This is a genomic window from Pseudomonadota bacterium, assembly GCA_013285445.1.
Classification (GTDB): domain Bacteria; phylum Pseudomonadota; class Gammaproteobacteria; order Xanthomonadales; family Wenzhouxiangellaceae; genus Wenzhouxiangella.
This window is the reverse complement of the sequence record CP053448.1, coordinates 1,202,555-1,216,523: the sequence shown is the minus strand read 5'-3', so window position 1 is coordinate 1,216,523 and position 13,969 is coordinate 1,202,555. Positions and strand designations below refer to the sequence as shown.

Genomic DNA, 13,969 nt, shown 5'->3' with positions numbered 1-13,969 from the left:
TCTTAACGCGAAAGCCGCTAGTCTAGCATCGCTGGAATATGACTCACCGCCGGACATGGACTCGAACGGGAGGAAAAGACGCCTCTGGCCGGCGACTGCCGCACTGGGCCTGTCGCTGCTTTTGCACGCGATGTTTCTGCTGCTCCTCTGGCACGTACCGCGCGACGATCCGCCTCGACGTGATTCCCGGACGATGATCGTCGAACTCGCCTCAAGGCCCAACGAGCCGGCGCCCGAAAGCCCGGACCTGGCCCCCGAATCACAGGAATCCGCGCCGGAACAGGAGGCGCCAAATGAGCCCGCGCTTGCGGCGCAGGCGCCTTCGGAGCCATTCGAACCCGCGGATAACGCATCCACACCCGCCCCTCCCGACGCGCCGCCGCCGGCGGATCGAATCCGCGCCCAGCTCCTGAGCGCAGCCCGCGCGCTCGGACGCGAAAGCGAGGAGGTCGAGGTCGAGGACGGCCTCGGCTACAAAAAGGCGCCCGTCCTGCCCTCGCAACCGGGCTGGCTGCACCACTACACCGGTCGGGTCACCGCATCGATCGATCGCTGGAATGGCAATGACGGAACCCGGAATGCCCGCATCGTGACCGCCAGCGGTCTGGTGCTGTGCATACGCACCCGCGCTCTGACCGCGACCGAGTTCTACAACCGGTGGGCATCGGTGGCCGTGCCGATGATATCGGACTGCGGCCGGGAACGGCCGCAACCGGTCGACCGGTCCGATCCCTGGGTGCGGGCTCCGGGTCCGGCCTCGTCCGTCGGGGACGCGGCCCCGACCTACCCGTGATTCGGGCAGGGCCGAGTCAAGCGTTGGGGGCGCGGCCCCGGCCCCGGCGTGTGCCGATTCCGGGCCTCATCTCCGGGTCCGGCCTCGTCCGTCGGGGACGCGGCCCCGACCTACGGTATTGCGGGGGTAGGTCGCGGTCGCAGCCGCGACAAACCCGGGGGCATCCGCGACGGGTCGGAGGGTGTCCCGACACATGGGCCGATTCCGGGCCTCGTCCGTCGGGGACGCGGCCCCGACCTACGGTATTGCGAGGGTAGGTCGCGGTCGCAGCCGCGACAAACCCGGGGGCATCCGCGACGGGTCGGAGGGTGTCCCGACACATGGGCCGATTCCGGGCCTCGTCCGTCGGGGACGCGGCCCCGACCTACGGTATTGCGAGGGTAGGTCGCGGTCGCATCCGCGACAAACCCGGGGGCATCCGCGACGGGTCGGAGGGTGTCCCGACACATGGGCCGATTCCGGGCCTCGTCCGTCGGGGACGCGGCCCCGACCTACGGTATTGCGAGGGTAGGTCGCGGTCGCAGCCGCGACGGTCTTCTCAACGATCGACTTGAGCGACAATCTCACCGCAGGCTTCGAGCAGTTTTTCTTCTGTCGCCAGAATCAGATTTGCCGCATCCCCCAGGGGAATGTAGCAATCGGCCCCGGTCAGCCGGCGCACGGGCCGGTCGGCCAGACCGGCTTCGACCAGGGCGGTGACGACCGCCTCGCCGATACCGCCATCGGGACGCCCCTCGTCGAAAACCACGACGCCGGCGCATTCGGACGCATGCCGGGCCAAGGCCTCGATATCCAGCGGCTTGAGCCAGCGCAGGTCCACGACACGCACGGGAACCTGGCGGGATCGCTCGATCTCGCGCGCGCAGCGCAGCGCCATGGGAACGCCATTGCCGAAAGTGACGATCAGCAAACCATCGGCGGATTCGTTGTAGACCCGGACAGACCAGGGCTCCAGAAACTCGCCGGGCTTCGGGTAGGGAAAACACCACAGCCCATCATCCTTCTCGTGGAGATCTCGGGTCATGTACAGGGCAATCGGCTCGAGAAAGGCCGACACGCGACCGTCAACCCGGGCCAGGGCCATCATGGTGCGAAGCATGTTGACCGCATCATCGCCACGCGACGGGCAGCCGATAACCAGCCCGGGAATATCGCGCAGGGCGGCGATCGAGTTGTCGTTGTGGAAATGCCCCCCAAAACCCTTCTGGTAGCCAAGGCTGGCAATGCGCATCACCATCGGGTTGCGATAGCGATTGTTGGAGAAATACTGCAGCGAGCAGGCCTCGCCGCGGATCTGGTCGCAGGCGTTGTGGAAATAGGCCAGATACTGGATTTCGGGGATCGGCAGAAAACCCATGGCGCCATAGCCCTGGGCCAGGCCCAGGATGGTCGTCTCATCGAGCAGGGTATTGAAGACCCGGCGCGGGCCAAAGCGCGACGCCAGGCCTTTTGTGACGGTGTAGACGCCGCCCTTGCGACCGACATCCTCTCCGAAAACCAGGGCCTGCGGGTACTTGACCAGCAGGTCGGTCAGCGCGCGATTGATCTGCACCGCCATATGCCTGGCCGGCTGCTGCTCCGGCAGCAGGCGCTCATTGCCGAATGCCCGCAGCCGCTGTTCAGCCGATGGCGCGCGGGCCGCGTCTTGAGCCACGGCGACTGGCGTGAACGGCGCGAGCGGCTGCATGACCTCTTCACGCGTCGTGATGCGCCCTGCGCCGTCGGCCCGGTCCGCCTCGGCCAGGCAGCGCTCGGCCAGCGCTGCGTAGCGCTCCCGGATCCGGGCCGGCGTCATCAGGCCGCGCCCGATAACCGCCTCGGCCGAGGTCTTGAGCGGGTCGCGTGACTCAGCAGCTTCGAGTGCTTCGCTTGAACGGTATTCGATCTCGAAGTCAGTGCCTGCATGACCCATCAGGCGCGTGGTTTTCAGATGCAGAAAGACCGGCCGGCGGCGCGTGCGACACTCGTCAACGGCGCCCGCGACTGCCCCGTAGCCCTCGACCAGGTCGAGGCCATTGGCCCGGTGATAGCTGATGCCGTGGCGGGCGCGCATGCTGTCGGCGACCCAGCCGGTCGGCGTCGGAACGGAAATACCGATGTCATTGTCCTCGCAGACCAGCAACAGCGGCACCGGCAGGCTCTGGTGACGCGACCAGGCGCAGGCGTTGATCGCAGCCTGGGCGGCAGCGTGGTTGAGGCTCGCGTCACCGAAGCTGGCCACGACGATTGAATCGTCGGGCACGGGCAGTTCATGGCGGCCACGGCCACCATGGGCAATGGCCAGCGCGGTGCCAACCGCTTTGGGCAGATGGCTGGCGATGGTCGAGGTCTGCGGCAGCACCCACAGGTCCGGGTGCCCCCAGACCTTGTGACGCCCGCCCGAGGCCGCGTCCTCACGCGCCGCGGCAAAGGACAGACAGGCGTCGCGGATAAAGTCCAGTCCTGGCTTCTTGCGGTAGCGCTCGGCCATGAAGGCACCCGAGCGATAGTGCAGGAAGGCCGGATCGGTGGCGCGCGTGAGCCGACCAACCAGGGCATTGCCCTCATGTCCTGAAGAGCCAATGGTGTAGAAGACCTTGTTTTCGAGCCGCTTGATGCGCGCCATCAGGTCGAGCTGGCGCGAGGTCATCTGGCTGTCGAACAGTTCGAGCAGGTCGGCGTTGGCCGGTCCGGACCGATCGAGAATGGCCACGCGCCCCGCCTCGATTGCCGCCAGGTGGTCGAGGAAGTTTTCGTCGACGATTTCAGCTCGGTTGATGTTGCGGTTCGACTTTGGCTTCGACATCGGGGATCGCCTGCTTCGGACGAAGGGGCTTGATCTGGCTATGAGGTTTCAGGGTTCAGGCCAGACTTCATTGGTCTTGCAGAACACGCTGCCTGGCTCAAAGGCTTCGACACCCCGAAGCGCCATTGGCGCCAATGGCCGTCCACCCTGAACCCGGCTTTAAAAAGCGTTATGGCCCGTGAGTTCGCGTCCGACCACAAGCTGATGGACCGTTTCGGTCCCCTCGTAGGTGATGACCGACTCGAGGTTGAGCATGTGCCGGATCGGCACGTACTCAAGCGTGATGCCGGCGCCGCCAAGCAGATCCCGGCAGTCGCGGGCGATATCGAGCGCCATGCGCACGTTGTTCCACTTGGCCAGCGAAATCTGGGTCGGGTGGACACGCCCTTCGTCCTTGAGACGCCCCAGCCGCCACGACAGCATCTGGGCGGCAGTGATGCGCCGGGCCATGTCGGCAAGCCTGAGTTGAACCGACTGCGTTGCCGACAGCGGCCGTCCAAACAGCTCGCGTTCAGCGCAGTAATCAAGCGCCTCGCGCAGGCAGGCGATGGCCGCTCCGATCGGCCCCCAGGTGATTCCGTAGCGGGCCTGGCTCAGGCACGACAGAGGGCCTTTCAGGCCCCTGACGCCAGGTAATCGGTTCGCCTCCGGCACGCGCACGTTGTCGAAGTACAACTCCGATGTCACCGAGGCACGCAGCGACATCTTGGCGTGAATATCGCGCGCCACGAAGCCATCAAATTCCTTCTCGACGATGAAGCCCTGAATGCCCTCATCGGTTCGCGCCCAGACGATGGCGATATCGGCGATGGTGCCGTTGGTAATCCACATCTTGGCGCCATTGAGAATCCAGTCGTCACCCTCACGCCGGGCGTGGGTCTTCATGTTGCCCGGATCAGAGCCGCCTTGTGGCTCGGTCAGGCCGAAGCAGCCAATGACGCGCCCGACGGCCATTTCGGGCAACCAGCGCTCTTTCTGCTCATCCGATCCGAACGCGTGGATCGGATACATGCACAGCGAAGACTGAACGGAAACGAAGCTGCGAAGCCCTGAATCACCGCGCTCAAGTTCCTGGCAGATCAGTCCGTAGCTGACGGCATTGAGCCCGGCACACCCGTAACCTTCGAGGCTTGAGCCCAGCAGGCCAAGATCGGCAATATCGGGAATCAGCTCGGCCGGAAAGCGCCCTTCATCAAAGCACTTCGGAATCAGCGGCAGCGCCTTCTGGTCAACGAATCGCGCCACGCTGTCGCGTATCATGCGCTCCTCGTCGCTGAGCAGATCGTTGATTTCGTAGAGGTCGGCAGAATCCAGAGAACGCATGGGCATGAATCGTCAGATGGAGTCGGGGCGGACATTATACGGACTCACCATGCGCAGGCGAGGTTTGTCCAACATAATCTTTCTCCCGCCCCGGCAGCCGGGTATACTATGATCGAGATCAACAATCAGCTTGACCGGATCCCATGAAGCGACTCTTCTTCGCCGCGCTGGCACTGGCGCTGAGCGGCCCGATTGCGGCCCAGTCGGGTGAGGGCGACCCCGAGCACGGGCGGGAAATCGCCTACACCTGTTTTGGCTGTCACGGCGTGCCGTTCCAGCAGAACGCTTACCCAACCTACCCCGTTCCCAAGATCGGCGGACAGACTTACGGATACCTGGTGTCTGCGCTCAAGGCCTACCGGTCAGGCGAACGCAAGCATGCCACGATGCAGGCTCAGGCCAGTACGCTCAGCGATCAGGATATTCGCGATATTGCCGCATACTTCGTCAGCCTTGACGATGGAGGGGAGTCATGAGGCGGATGGGTGCGGGAATCGCTTTCCTGGCCGTGCTGACGGCAAGCGCTTCGGTCTCGGCCGCCGGGAACCCCAGCCGGGGGCTCGAGTTATCGCAAGCCTGTCAGGCCTGCCACGGCCCGGAGGGCAATCTGGCGGTTGACGAGAATACCCCGATCATTGCCGGTCAGCACGCCGGCTACCTGGTCCACGCGCTCCAGGCGTATCGATCCGGCGACCGTCAGAACGCCATCATGGCGGGGTTCGCCTCGCAGCTCAGTGACCAGGACATCCGCGATCTCGCGGCCTGGTACGCCAGCCAGGACGGCTTGACCACGCCAAGCCTGGACAAGTAGGACAACGGCCGCAGCCGGCCTGCCGGCTGACTGGACGCCGGGTTAATAATACGGATTCTCGCCGCCGGCGTGATCCGTGGCATCGATCACTTCCCGTACTTCGGGCACTTCGCCACGCAAGGTGGTCTCGATACCGTGCTTGAGGGTGACGTCGACCATGCCGCAGCCGTGACAGCCACCGCCAAACTGCAGAATCACATCGCCGTCGTCGGTTACGTCAACCAGCGCCACGCGCCCGCCGTGAGCGGCGACCATCGGATTGACCCGCGTCTCGAGCACCCAGCGCACCCGATCCTCGATCGGAGCGTTGTCGTCAGGGGCCCTGCCCTTGAGGCCGGGCGCGCGAATGCACAGCTCGCCCCCCATGCGATCGGTCTCGAAATCGATGGTGGCACCTTCCAGGGTCTCGGCACTGGCCGATTCAACAAACAGGGTAAAGGCCTGGCAGTCGACCGCCACATCCGATGGCCGTTCATCACCGCGGCCACAGAAGGCCAGTTCGACGTCGGCCGAGGGCGTGCCGGGATGGGTCACACGCAGCCGCAGATTGGTCTGGTCCGGCTGCTGCTCGAGCAGATTGCAAAAGTAGTCCCGCGCACCAGGCGTAACAGTCAGCATCGACATCGACCTCCTTGTTCCGGTTGAACACAGCCAAAAACCACGGCGGATTCAGAACAGCGGAACCGTTGGCCTGCGCAAGGCACGGGCCCGCAGCTGTCCGTGTGGTCATCCACCGGTCAGTATATCCGTTCGACAAGCCACGGCAGCGAATGATCCAGACGCCAGTCGATGCCCGAGTGGCTGCCGTCAAATTCCTCGTAGTGGTGTCCGATATCCAGCGCCGACAGGCGGTCGTGCAGCTCCCGGGTACCGTACTGGATGAAATACTGGTCGCGATTGCCAGCGTCGATCCACAAACCCTTGAGGGACCGCAAATCCCCGGCAGCATCAGCCACTCGGTTGAGTGGATCAAAGGCCAGCCAGCGCGCCCAGACCGTCTCGTCGAGCCGGCAGGTACGCAGGTCAAACGGCAGCGCCATTCCAAGCGGCGCGTCCGGCTGCGGTGAGTAGCTGGCCGCCAGGCACAGGGTCATCAATGCGTGAAACCAGTTGCCCGGCGGGCGATTCTCCCGCCAGAAGGCCTGCACGAATGCTGCCGGATCGCCGTAAAAACGCTCGAGCACACCGCAGCACAGCGGAAAATCGCGCAGGTAGACACGCTCGAAGCCGCAATCGGCCGCATGACTGGCAATACCGGCAAAGTGACCCGGCCGGGTCATTGCCAGATGCAGCGCGCCAAATCCACCGGAAGACTTGCCGAACAGGGCCCGATGCGCGGGCTCGGCCAACGTCCGAAATGCCGCGTCGACGGCAGGCACCAGCTCATCGACCAGATAGCTGGCATAGTCGCCAATGGCCAGGCTGTCGACGTACTGGTTACCACCAAGGCTCGTGTAGCAGTCAGGAAACACGGCAATCACCGGCGCCATGCGCCCGGTCGCGATCAGACGGTCGATGCGCTGGGCAACGTTTTCACCGTGATTGCGCCAGGCTACCTGACCGGGGCCGGCGTTGGTATAGGGCGCCAGGCACCACACAACGGGGTAACGGCGCTGGTCTTGATCATAGCCGGGCGGCAGGTAAACCGGGTGGCGACGTGCGACCGGATCGCCCAGCGGGTTGCCTGCCAGCCGACTGGCCTGATGGGAAAACAGGGCCACCCGGCCACTGCAGCGCGGGGGGATCGGGCGCAGCGGGGGATTGGAAGCGGACGCGTCAACCACGTGCCAGCGGCAGTGACTCGCTCATCGGTACCACCTTGCGCTCGCGCCCGGGCAGCTTGCCCAGTTCCGGTACCAGCTCGCACAGCAGTTGCCGCAGTGCCTGGTTGTCGTACTGAAGTACGGCTGCTTCTGCACGCTTGAGACGTTCGTCGATCCGCGCAATGGTCTGGGTCGCACCACGCGACAGGAAAATCTTCTCGTGCGCAGTCTTGGCGTAGCTCTCGTCCTCGTGGAAGAGCTCCTCAAACAGCTTCTCTCCGGGGCGCAGGCCGGTATAGACAATCTCGATATCGCGCCCGGGCTCCTTGCCGGCCAGGCGAATGAGTTGCTCGGCAAGATAGCTGATGCGCACGGGTTCGCCCATATCGAGCACGAACACCTCGCCACCCTGCCCCAGAACTCCGGCCTGGAGAATCAGCTGGCCGGCCTCGGCAATGGTCATGAAATAGCGGGTGATCTCGGGATGGGTCACCGTGACCGGACCGCCGCGACGGATCTGCTCGTTGAACAACGGCACGACCGACCCGGTGGAATTGAGCACGTTGCCAAAGCGAACGGTGATGAAACGCGTATCGGCCGCCTGGTTGAGATGCTGCACGTACAGCTCGGCGACGCGCTTGGTCGCGCCCATCACGTTACAGGGATTGACCGCCTTGTCGGTGGAAATCAGCACAAAGGTGCCCACACCGTAGCGCACTGCAGCGTCGGCCAGACGGCGCGTGCCCAGCACATTGTTGCGAAACGCCTCGCGGACCTGGTTTTGCAGCATGGGCAGGTGCTTGTAGGCGGCGGCGTGAAAAACCACCTCGGGACGCGCGCGTTTCATGACCGTCTCGACGGTGGCGGAATCGCACACATCGCCCAGGATGGTTTCGATCATGACGTCGCGAAACTCGCCCTTGAGCCGATAATCAACCCGATAGAGGTTGAATTCGCTGTTGTCGAGCACTACGAGCCCGGCCGGGTTGAGGCGCGCGATCTGCCGACACAACTCGGCACCGATCGAACCGCCGCCGCCGGTGACCAGAACACGCTTGCCGGCCAGCCCGGCACGAATCGACTCCCAGTCCAGCGACACCGGTTCGCGCCCAAGCAGGTCATCGATCGCCACCGGCTTGAGATCATCGAAGCGCGTGACGCTGGCGCCCAGTTCCTTGAGCGTGGGCACGGTGCGAAACTCGACGCCGGCACGTTCGCAAACCTCGACCACGCGCTGCATCTGATAATTGGTGGCGGAGGGAATGGCGATCACCGCCATATCGATATCGGCCTCGCGCGCGACCCTCGGCAGGCTGCCGATATCGCCAAGCACCGGCACGCCCTCGATCTCGGTGTGACGCAAGCGCTTGTTGTCGTCGAGAAACCCGACGATGTCGTAGCCGCCGCGACGGCGCAGCTCGGGCAGCAACAGCCGGCCCGAGCGACCGGCCCCCAGGATCACGGTCCGATGCGTGTGCCGGCGACGATGAACTTCCAGGCGCATGTCCTTGAAGACCCGGTAGACCAGCCGCGGAACGCCCAGGTTGAACAACAGCAGCGCCGGGAACAGCCAGACCATCAGGACGGTCAGCTCCAGCACGGCGTCCATCAGCACCAGCACGACGCCGCTCGACACGGCAGCGAGCAGGGCAGCGCGGACCAGGTTGCCAAGATCAGGCAGGCTGGCAAACCGCCAGACCCCGCGATACAGTCCGGCGCGCCAGTGCAGGAATCCCTGGAGAATGAGAATCAGGTTGACCTCGATGGCCAGCTGCTTGAGATCAATATTCCCTGATTCAAGCAGCCAGAAGGTAGCCAGCCGCGCTACAAGCCAGGCCACCGCGATCATGATCAGGTCATGAGCGATGACCAGAGCGCGCAAGTTGAGAACGGTCCCTCGTTTCTCAAGCTGATCAGTCACTCTTCTACCTTGGTCTTTTTGTTTGTTGTAGCCGACCGAACGACGATACACCCTAAGGCGATCAGGACCGTCAGTCCAGCAGCCAGCATGGCCTGCAGCTGAGGTCGAGCAGCGCCTAACGCAACACAGGGCAGCACGACGCAAATATTGACCAGCGCATAGAGCCCAAGCACCTGTCCGTGGCTCCACCCCGAGGCGATCAGCCGCTGATAGGCATGCTGCCGATGCGCAGTATACCACCGCTCTCCCCGCACGGCTCGCGACAGTAAGGTGACAGTGGCATCGGCAACAAACACCGCCGATACCATCGCGCTCAGCCACACGCTGACCGAACCCGACGCCGCTCCGAGCACTGCCAGGCCGGCGACGGCCGCACCCAGCGGCAGAGAGCCAACATCGCCCATGAACACCGTCGCCGGTGGGCGGTTCCAGACCAGAAACCCGCCATAGGCTCCGGCCAGCGCGATGGCGAACAGGGCCGTGCCGACCTGCTCCGCGCGCAAGAACAGCACGCCCATGACCAGACCCGTCCATATCGCCTGCATGGCCGCCAGCCCGTCGGATCCATCCATGAAATTGTGCAGATTGATCATCCAGATGCCGGCAACGACAGCGAGCACGGACCACAGCAACGGCTGTTCGAGCCGGCCAACCCCCGGCAAGATGATGGCCTCGATGCCGCCGATCAGCCCGACAAAGGCGGTCATGACCAGCAGCTGAACGAGCAGTCGCCAGCCCGGTGCCAGGTCATGACAGTCGTCGAACCAGCCGAGCACGGCCATCGACATGACCAGTGCCATGACCGGCCACCAGCTGATGGCAGCCATCGGCCAGACCAGCATGACCAGCGCAAGCGCAGCCATGACGGCCAGCCCACCGCCGCGCGGTGTCGGGCGGCGGTGGCTTCGCCTCGAGCCGGGCTGATCCAGCAGGCGGCGAAGTTCCAGCCAGCGACGCAGTGGCGGTGTGCAGGCTGCGCTGATCGCCGCCGCCAGCAGCCCGACACCGAGTGCACTGGCGACGCTTGCATTCACTCGCCAAGAACTCCCGCAATCGCGCGCGTCGTGTTCCAGCGCCGACAGCTTGGACACAACCAGTGCCAAGCGTTGCCGCTAAAGCCACAGTGCTGGCAGCGAAAACGGGGCTGGCCCTCGATCAATCGCCGCATGAGATCCTGGATCAGCTCCGGGCCGACGCGGTCCAGGCTGACTCCCTGCTTGTAGACCAGCTCGATGAGGTACTCCAGCCCCCGTACGGTGGGCCGCCGGGACAGATGATCGAGCAGAAACTCAACGGCCCGCTCCGGACTGTGCTCGGCTTTCATCCGGGCCAGCGCCAGAATGCTGGTTGTCATCGGTCGCCGCTCGACCAGCGTTTCCAGCCAGGATTCCAGGTCTTTACGCCGGGCCAGCCGATGACTCTCGAGCAGATCGTCCAGCGCAAAGACCAGGCAGTCCGGATCCAGCTCGCAGGCGGCCCGGTAGTTCAATGCCGCCTCGCTCCAGCGCCGCTCGCGCTTGTCGAGCTCGGCTTCGATCAGACGCGCACGCGCACTGCCTGAATCGTAGCGCCGAGCCTGGCGCAGTGCCTGCAGAACCTGATCGACCGACTCACCATCGGCCATGCGCTGCCGGGCCTGCTCGCAGTACAAATGCGCGATCAGGCTGGCGCTGCCATCAGCGTCGATCTGATGAAGCCGCCGCGCCTGCTCGATCGCCTGCTCCCAGTCCTTTTCTTGCTGGTAGATATCCAGCAGCAGGCGTGCTGGTCGGGCATCGTGCTCGTCATGGACGACCAGGTCATTGAACAGGCGCTCGGCGCGGTCAAGCAGACCGGCCTGCATGTAGTCCTGGCCGAGCTCCATCAGCGCCTGTGTCCTCTGCTCGTCGGTCAGGCCCGGTCGGGTAATGATGTGCTTGTGAAAGCGAATGGCCTTGTCCATCTCGCCGCGCCGCCGAAACAGATTGCCGAGCGCAAGATGGGTCTCCACGGTGTCCTGGTTGACGTCGACCAGCTTGAGGAAGACCTCGATGGCCTTGTCCGGCTGCTCGTTGAGCAGGTAATTCAGGCCGCGGAAATAGTTGCTGGACAGCGCGTGGGTCCGACTGCGGCTGCGTCCGGCGCTCTGGCGCCGCGCCAGCCACCAGCCCGTGGCGGCCGCCACCGGCAGCAGCAAGAACAGAACCGTCAGTTCAAGCATTCGGATCGGCGGGCAGCGCCGACTCCTTGTCTGCTCTCCGCCGTCGGGCCGCCTTCAGTTTTCCCGGAATGACAAACAGCAGCCAGGCCAGCACCAGTCCGCACACCGTCCCGACCGCCAGCGCACACAGCACCAGCGCGCCCAGCGGCAGCGCAATCCGTGCAACCGCCAGATCAAGGGTCACCGAATCGGGATTGAGCGCACCGACCGCCAGACCCGCGGCAACTGCGACGACAAAGAGCAGCAGCAAGATCCAGCGAAACATGTGAGTTCAGCCCGAGACCGCTTCGTTGACCCGTTCCCGCAGGGCCTTTCCGGGCTTGAAATGGGGAACGTACTTGCCGGGCAGCGCAACGGTTTCCCCGGTGCGTGGATTGCGGCCCATGCGAGGCGGGCGGTAGTGCAGCGAAAAACTGCCAAACCCGCGAATCTCGACCCGCTTGCCTTCGGCCAGCGCGTTACTGAGCTGTTCGAGAATGCAGCGTACCGCCAGCTCCACATCAGCCTGACTCAGGTGAGTTTGCTCACTGGCCAGGCGCTCGATCAGTTCGGATTTGGTCATAGCGCAATGTCCCCAATCCGCAGGCCCGGTGCCGCCTCCCGGCGGCACTGGCCGCGGTTGATCGTCGTTCAGTCCTTGTTCTCCAGCTGCTCTTTGAGCAGATCCCCGAGCGTCGTGCTGCCCGAACTCCCGGAGCGCTTGTACTGATCGACCACATCGGCCAACTCGTCGTCATCCTTGGCACGAATCGACAGCGTGAGGTTGCGGGTCTTGCGATCCAACGCAACGAACTTGGCTTCGACTTCATCGCCTTCCGACAAATGCTTGGTGGCATCGTCAACTCGTTCCTTGGCGATATCCGAAGCCTTGATGTAACCCTCGACACCCTCGGCCACATCAATTACCGCACCCCTGGCGTCCACCGAGCGGACCGTGCCCGTGACGATCGAACCACGCGGATGTTCGGCCATGAAGGTGGCGAACGGATCCTGCTCGAGCTGCTTGATGCCCAGTGAGATGCGCTCGCGCTCCGGATCGACGGCGAGTACGACGGCCTCGACTTCTTCACCCTTGCGGTAGTTGCGGATGGCGTCCTCGCCCGGGCTCATCCAGGAGATGTCGGACAGGTGGACCAGGCCGTCGATACCACCGTCCAGACCGATGAAAATACCGAAGTCGGTAATCGACTTGATCGCACCCGACACTTTGTCGCCCTTGTTGTGGGTGGCGGCAAAGGCCTCCCAGGGATTGGGCGTGCACTGCTTCATGCCCAGAGAAATACGGCGTCGCTCCTCGTCCACGTCGAGCACCATGACCTCGACTTCCTGACCGATATGCACCATCTTGGCCGGGTTGACGTTCTTGTTGGTCCAGTCCATTTCGGAGACGTGAACCAGGCCCTCGACGCCGTCCTCGATCTCGACGAAGCAGCCGTAATCGGTGATATTGGTGACCTTGCCGAACAAGCGCGAGGTTGGGGGGTAGCGGCGGTCGATGTCTTCCCAGGGATCATCGCCAAGCTGCTTGAGACCCAGCGAGACGCGCATGCGCTCGCGATCAAAGCGCAGCACCCGAACTTCCAGCTCGTCGCCGACTTCGACCACCTCGGAGGGGTGGCGTACGCGTTTCCAGGCCATGTCGGTAATATGCAGAAGCCCGTCGATACCGCCGAGATCCAGAAAGGCGCCGTAGTCGGTCAGGTTCTTGACAACACCCTTGACGACCGCGCCCTCGGTCAGGCGCTCGATCAGGTCTTCACGTTCGGCAGCGTACTCATGTTCGACCACGGCGCGGCGGCTGACCACCAGGTTGTTGCGGCGGCGATCGAGCTTGATGATCTTGAACTCGAGATCCTTGCCCTCGAGGTAGGCGGGGTCACGTACCGGCCGAACGTCGACCAGAGAACCGGGCAGAAACGCCCGAATGCCGTCGATGTTCACGGTGAATCCGCCCTTGACCTTGCCGGAAATCTGGCCGATGACGTTGTCTTCGTTCTCGTAGACCTGCTCGAGCTTGGACCAGACCCGTGAACGCTTGGCCTTCTCACGCGACAGGCGCGTCTCGCCAAAGCCGTCCTCGACCGTGTCGAGTGCCACTTCAACTTCATCGCCGATTTCGACTTCCAGCTCGCCGTCGGGCTTCTGGAACTGATGGATCGGGACAATACCCTCGGACTTGAGCCCGGCGTTGACGACGACTGCATCGTCACGAATGTCCACCACCTTGCCGGTGACGATCGCACCGGGACGAAGGTCTTTCTCGGCCAGGCTCTGTTCAAATAGTTCTGCAAAAGATTCGGTCATTGCGCTTGGTTCATCCTGCAAGATCTGCGCGGCATGTGCATTCAAGGTCCGCATTCTCTCTGGTTTCCG

General features: G+C 63.9%; 13 protein-coding genes. 3 read left to right on the top strand and 10 right to left on the bottom strand.

From position 1 onward, the window contains the following. The first annotated feature begins 193 nt into the window (after positions 1-193). A complete protein-coding gene (locus HND55_05520; GenBank protein QKK02163.1) occupies positions 194-793 on the top strand; it encodes a hypothetical protein in 600 nt (199 codons plus the stop codon). A gap of 538 nt (positions 794-1,331) precedes the next feature. Here HND55_05520 and HND55_05515 read toward each other — a convergent pair. Further along, positions 1,332-3,578 carry an MFS transporter gene (locus HND55_05515; protein QKK02162.1) on the bottom strand — a complete coding sequence of 749 codons (2,247 nt, stop codon included), beginning with the start codon at positions 3,576-3,578 and terminating at the stop codon, positions 1,332-1,334. Positions 3,579-3,737: 159 nt separating this feature from the next. Beyond that, positions 3,738-4,907, bottom strand: coding sequence for an acyl-CoA dehydrogenase (locus HND55_05510; GenBank protein QKK02161.1), 1,170 nt, complete (start codon positions 4,905-4,907; stop codon positions 3,738-3,740). 137 nt (positions 4,908-5,044) lie between these two features. On the opposite strand from HND55_05510, the gene HND55_05505 reads away from it, so the two are divergent. Beyond that, a complete protein-coding gene (locus tag HND55_05505) occupies positions 5,045-5,377 on the top strand; it encodes a c-type cytochrome (GenBank protein ID QKK02160.1) in 333 nt (110 codons plus the stop codon). Continuing rightward, the gene (locus tag HND55_05500) at positions 5,374-5,712 is read left to right on the top strand and encodes a cytochrome c (GenBank protein QKK02159.1); all 339 of its coding nucleotides are present in this window, start codon (positions 5,374-5,376) and stop codon (positions 5,710-5,712) included. The genes HND55_05505 and HND55_05500 overlap by 4 nt, the downstream gene beginning before the upstream one ends. A 42-nt stretch (positions 5,713-5,754) precedes the next feature. On the opposite strand, the gene HND55_05495 is transcribed toward HND55_05500, so the two are convergent. The 8 genes from HND55_05495 to rpsA form a co-directional block, all read right to left on the bottom strand. Then, positions 5,755-6,330, bottom strand: coding sequence for a Fe-S biogenesis protein NfuA (locus HND55_05495; protein ID QKK02158.1), 576 nt, complete (start codon positions 6,328-6,330; stop codon positions 5,755-5,757). Between the two features lie 119 nt (positions 6,331-6,449). Continuing rightward, entirely contained in the window at positions 6,450-7,433 is a 984-nt protein-coding gene (locus tag HND55_05490; protein ID QKK02157.1) for an enterochelin esterase, read from the bottom strand. Positions 7,434-7,488: 55 nt separating this feature from the next. Beyond that, positions 7,489-9,324 carry a polysaccharide biosynthesis protein gene (locus HND55_05485; GenBank protein ID QKK04006.1) on the bottom strand — a complete coding sequence of 612 codons (1,836 nt, stop codon included), beginning with the start codon at positions 9,322-9,324 and terminating at the stop codon, positions 7,489-7,491. Positions 9,325-9,392: 68 nt separating this feature from the next. Further along, positions 9,393-10,430, bottom strand: coding sequence for a glycosyltransferase family 4 protein (locus tag HND55_05480; GenBank protein ID QKK02156.1), 1,038 nt, complete (start codon positions 10,428-10,430; stop codon positions 9,393-9,395). Continuing rightward, on the bottom strand, positions 10,427-11,596 hold the full coding sequence (gene lapB, locus HND55_05475; protein ID QKK02155.1) for a lipopolysaccharide assembly protein LapB: 1,170 nt from the start codon (positions 11,594-11,596) through the stop codon (positions 10,427-10,429). The genes HND55_05480 and lapB overlap by 4 nt, the downstream gene beginning before the upstream one ends. Further along, entirely contained in the window at positions 11,589-11,861 is a 273-nt protein-coding gene (locus tag HND55_05470) for a LapA family protein (protein QKK02154.1), read from the bottom strand. Before HND55_05470 ends, lapB begins: the two co-directional genes overlap by 8 nt. Before the next feature lie 6 nt (positions 11,862-11,867). Then, positions 11,868-12,158, bottom strand: coding sequence for an integration host factor subunit beta (locus HND55_05465; protein ID QKK02153.1), 291 nt, complete (start codon positions 12,156-12,158; stop codon positions 11,868-11,870). A gap of 68 nt (positions 12,159-12,226) precedes the next feature. After that, positions 12,227-13,954, bottom strand: coding sequence for a 30S ribosomal protein S1 (gene rpsA / locus HND55_05460; GenBank protein QKK02152.1), 1,728 nt, complete (start codon positions 13,952-13,954; stop codon positions 12,227-12,229). Positions 13,955-13,969 lie beyond the last annotated feature (15 nt).

Excerpts from the sequence above, each read along its gene's own strand:
- HND55_05520 (QKK02163.1), top strand. The coding sequence starts at position 194 with ATGATCGTCGAACTCGCCTCAAGGCCCAACGAGCCGGCGCCCGAAAGC.
- HND55_05515 (QKK02162.1), bottom strand. The coding sequence starts at position 3,578 with ATGTCGAAGCCAAAGTCGAACCGCAACATCAACCGAGCTGAAATCGTC.
- HND55_05510 (QKK02161.1), bottom strand. The coding sequence starts at position 4,907 with ATGCCCATGCGTTCTCTGGATTCTGCCGACCTCTACGAAATCAACGAT.
- HND55_05505 (QKK02160.1), top strand. The coding sequence starts at position 5,045 with ATGAAGCGACTCTTCTTCGCCGCGCTGGCACTGGCGCTGAGCGGCCCG.
- HND55_05500 (QKK02159.1), top strand. The coding sequence starts at position 5,374 with ATGAGGCGGATGGGTGCGGGAATCGCTTTCCTGGCCGTGCTGACGGCA.
- HND55_05495 (QKK02158.1), bottom strand. The coding sequence starts at position 6,330 with ATGCTGACTGTTACGCCTGGTGCGCGGGACTACTTTTGCAATCTGCTC.
- HND55_05485 (QKK04006.1), bottom strand. The coding sequence starts at position 9,324 with ATGATCGCGGTGGCCTGGCTTGTAGCGCGGCTGGCTACCTTCTGGCTG.
- lapB (QKK02155.1), bottom strand. The coding sequence starts at position 11,596 with ATGCTTGAACTGACGGTTCTGTTCTTGCTGCTGCCGGTGGCGGCCGCC.
- HND55_05470 (QKK02154.1), bottom strand. The coding sequence starts at position 11,861 with ATGTTTCGCTGGATCTTGCTGCTGCTCTTTGTCGTCGCAGTTGCCGCG.
- HND55_05465 (QKK02153.1), bottom strand. The coding sequence starts at position 12,158 with ATGACCAAATCCGAACTGATCGAGCGCCTGGCCAGTGAGCAAACTCAC.
- rpsA (QKK02152.1), bottom strand. The coding sequence starts at position 13,954 with ATGCGGACCTTGAATGCACATGCCGCGCAGATCTTGCAGGATGAACCA.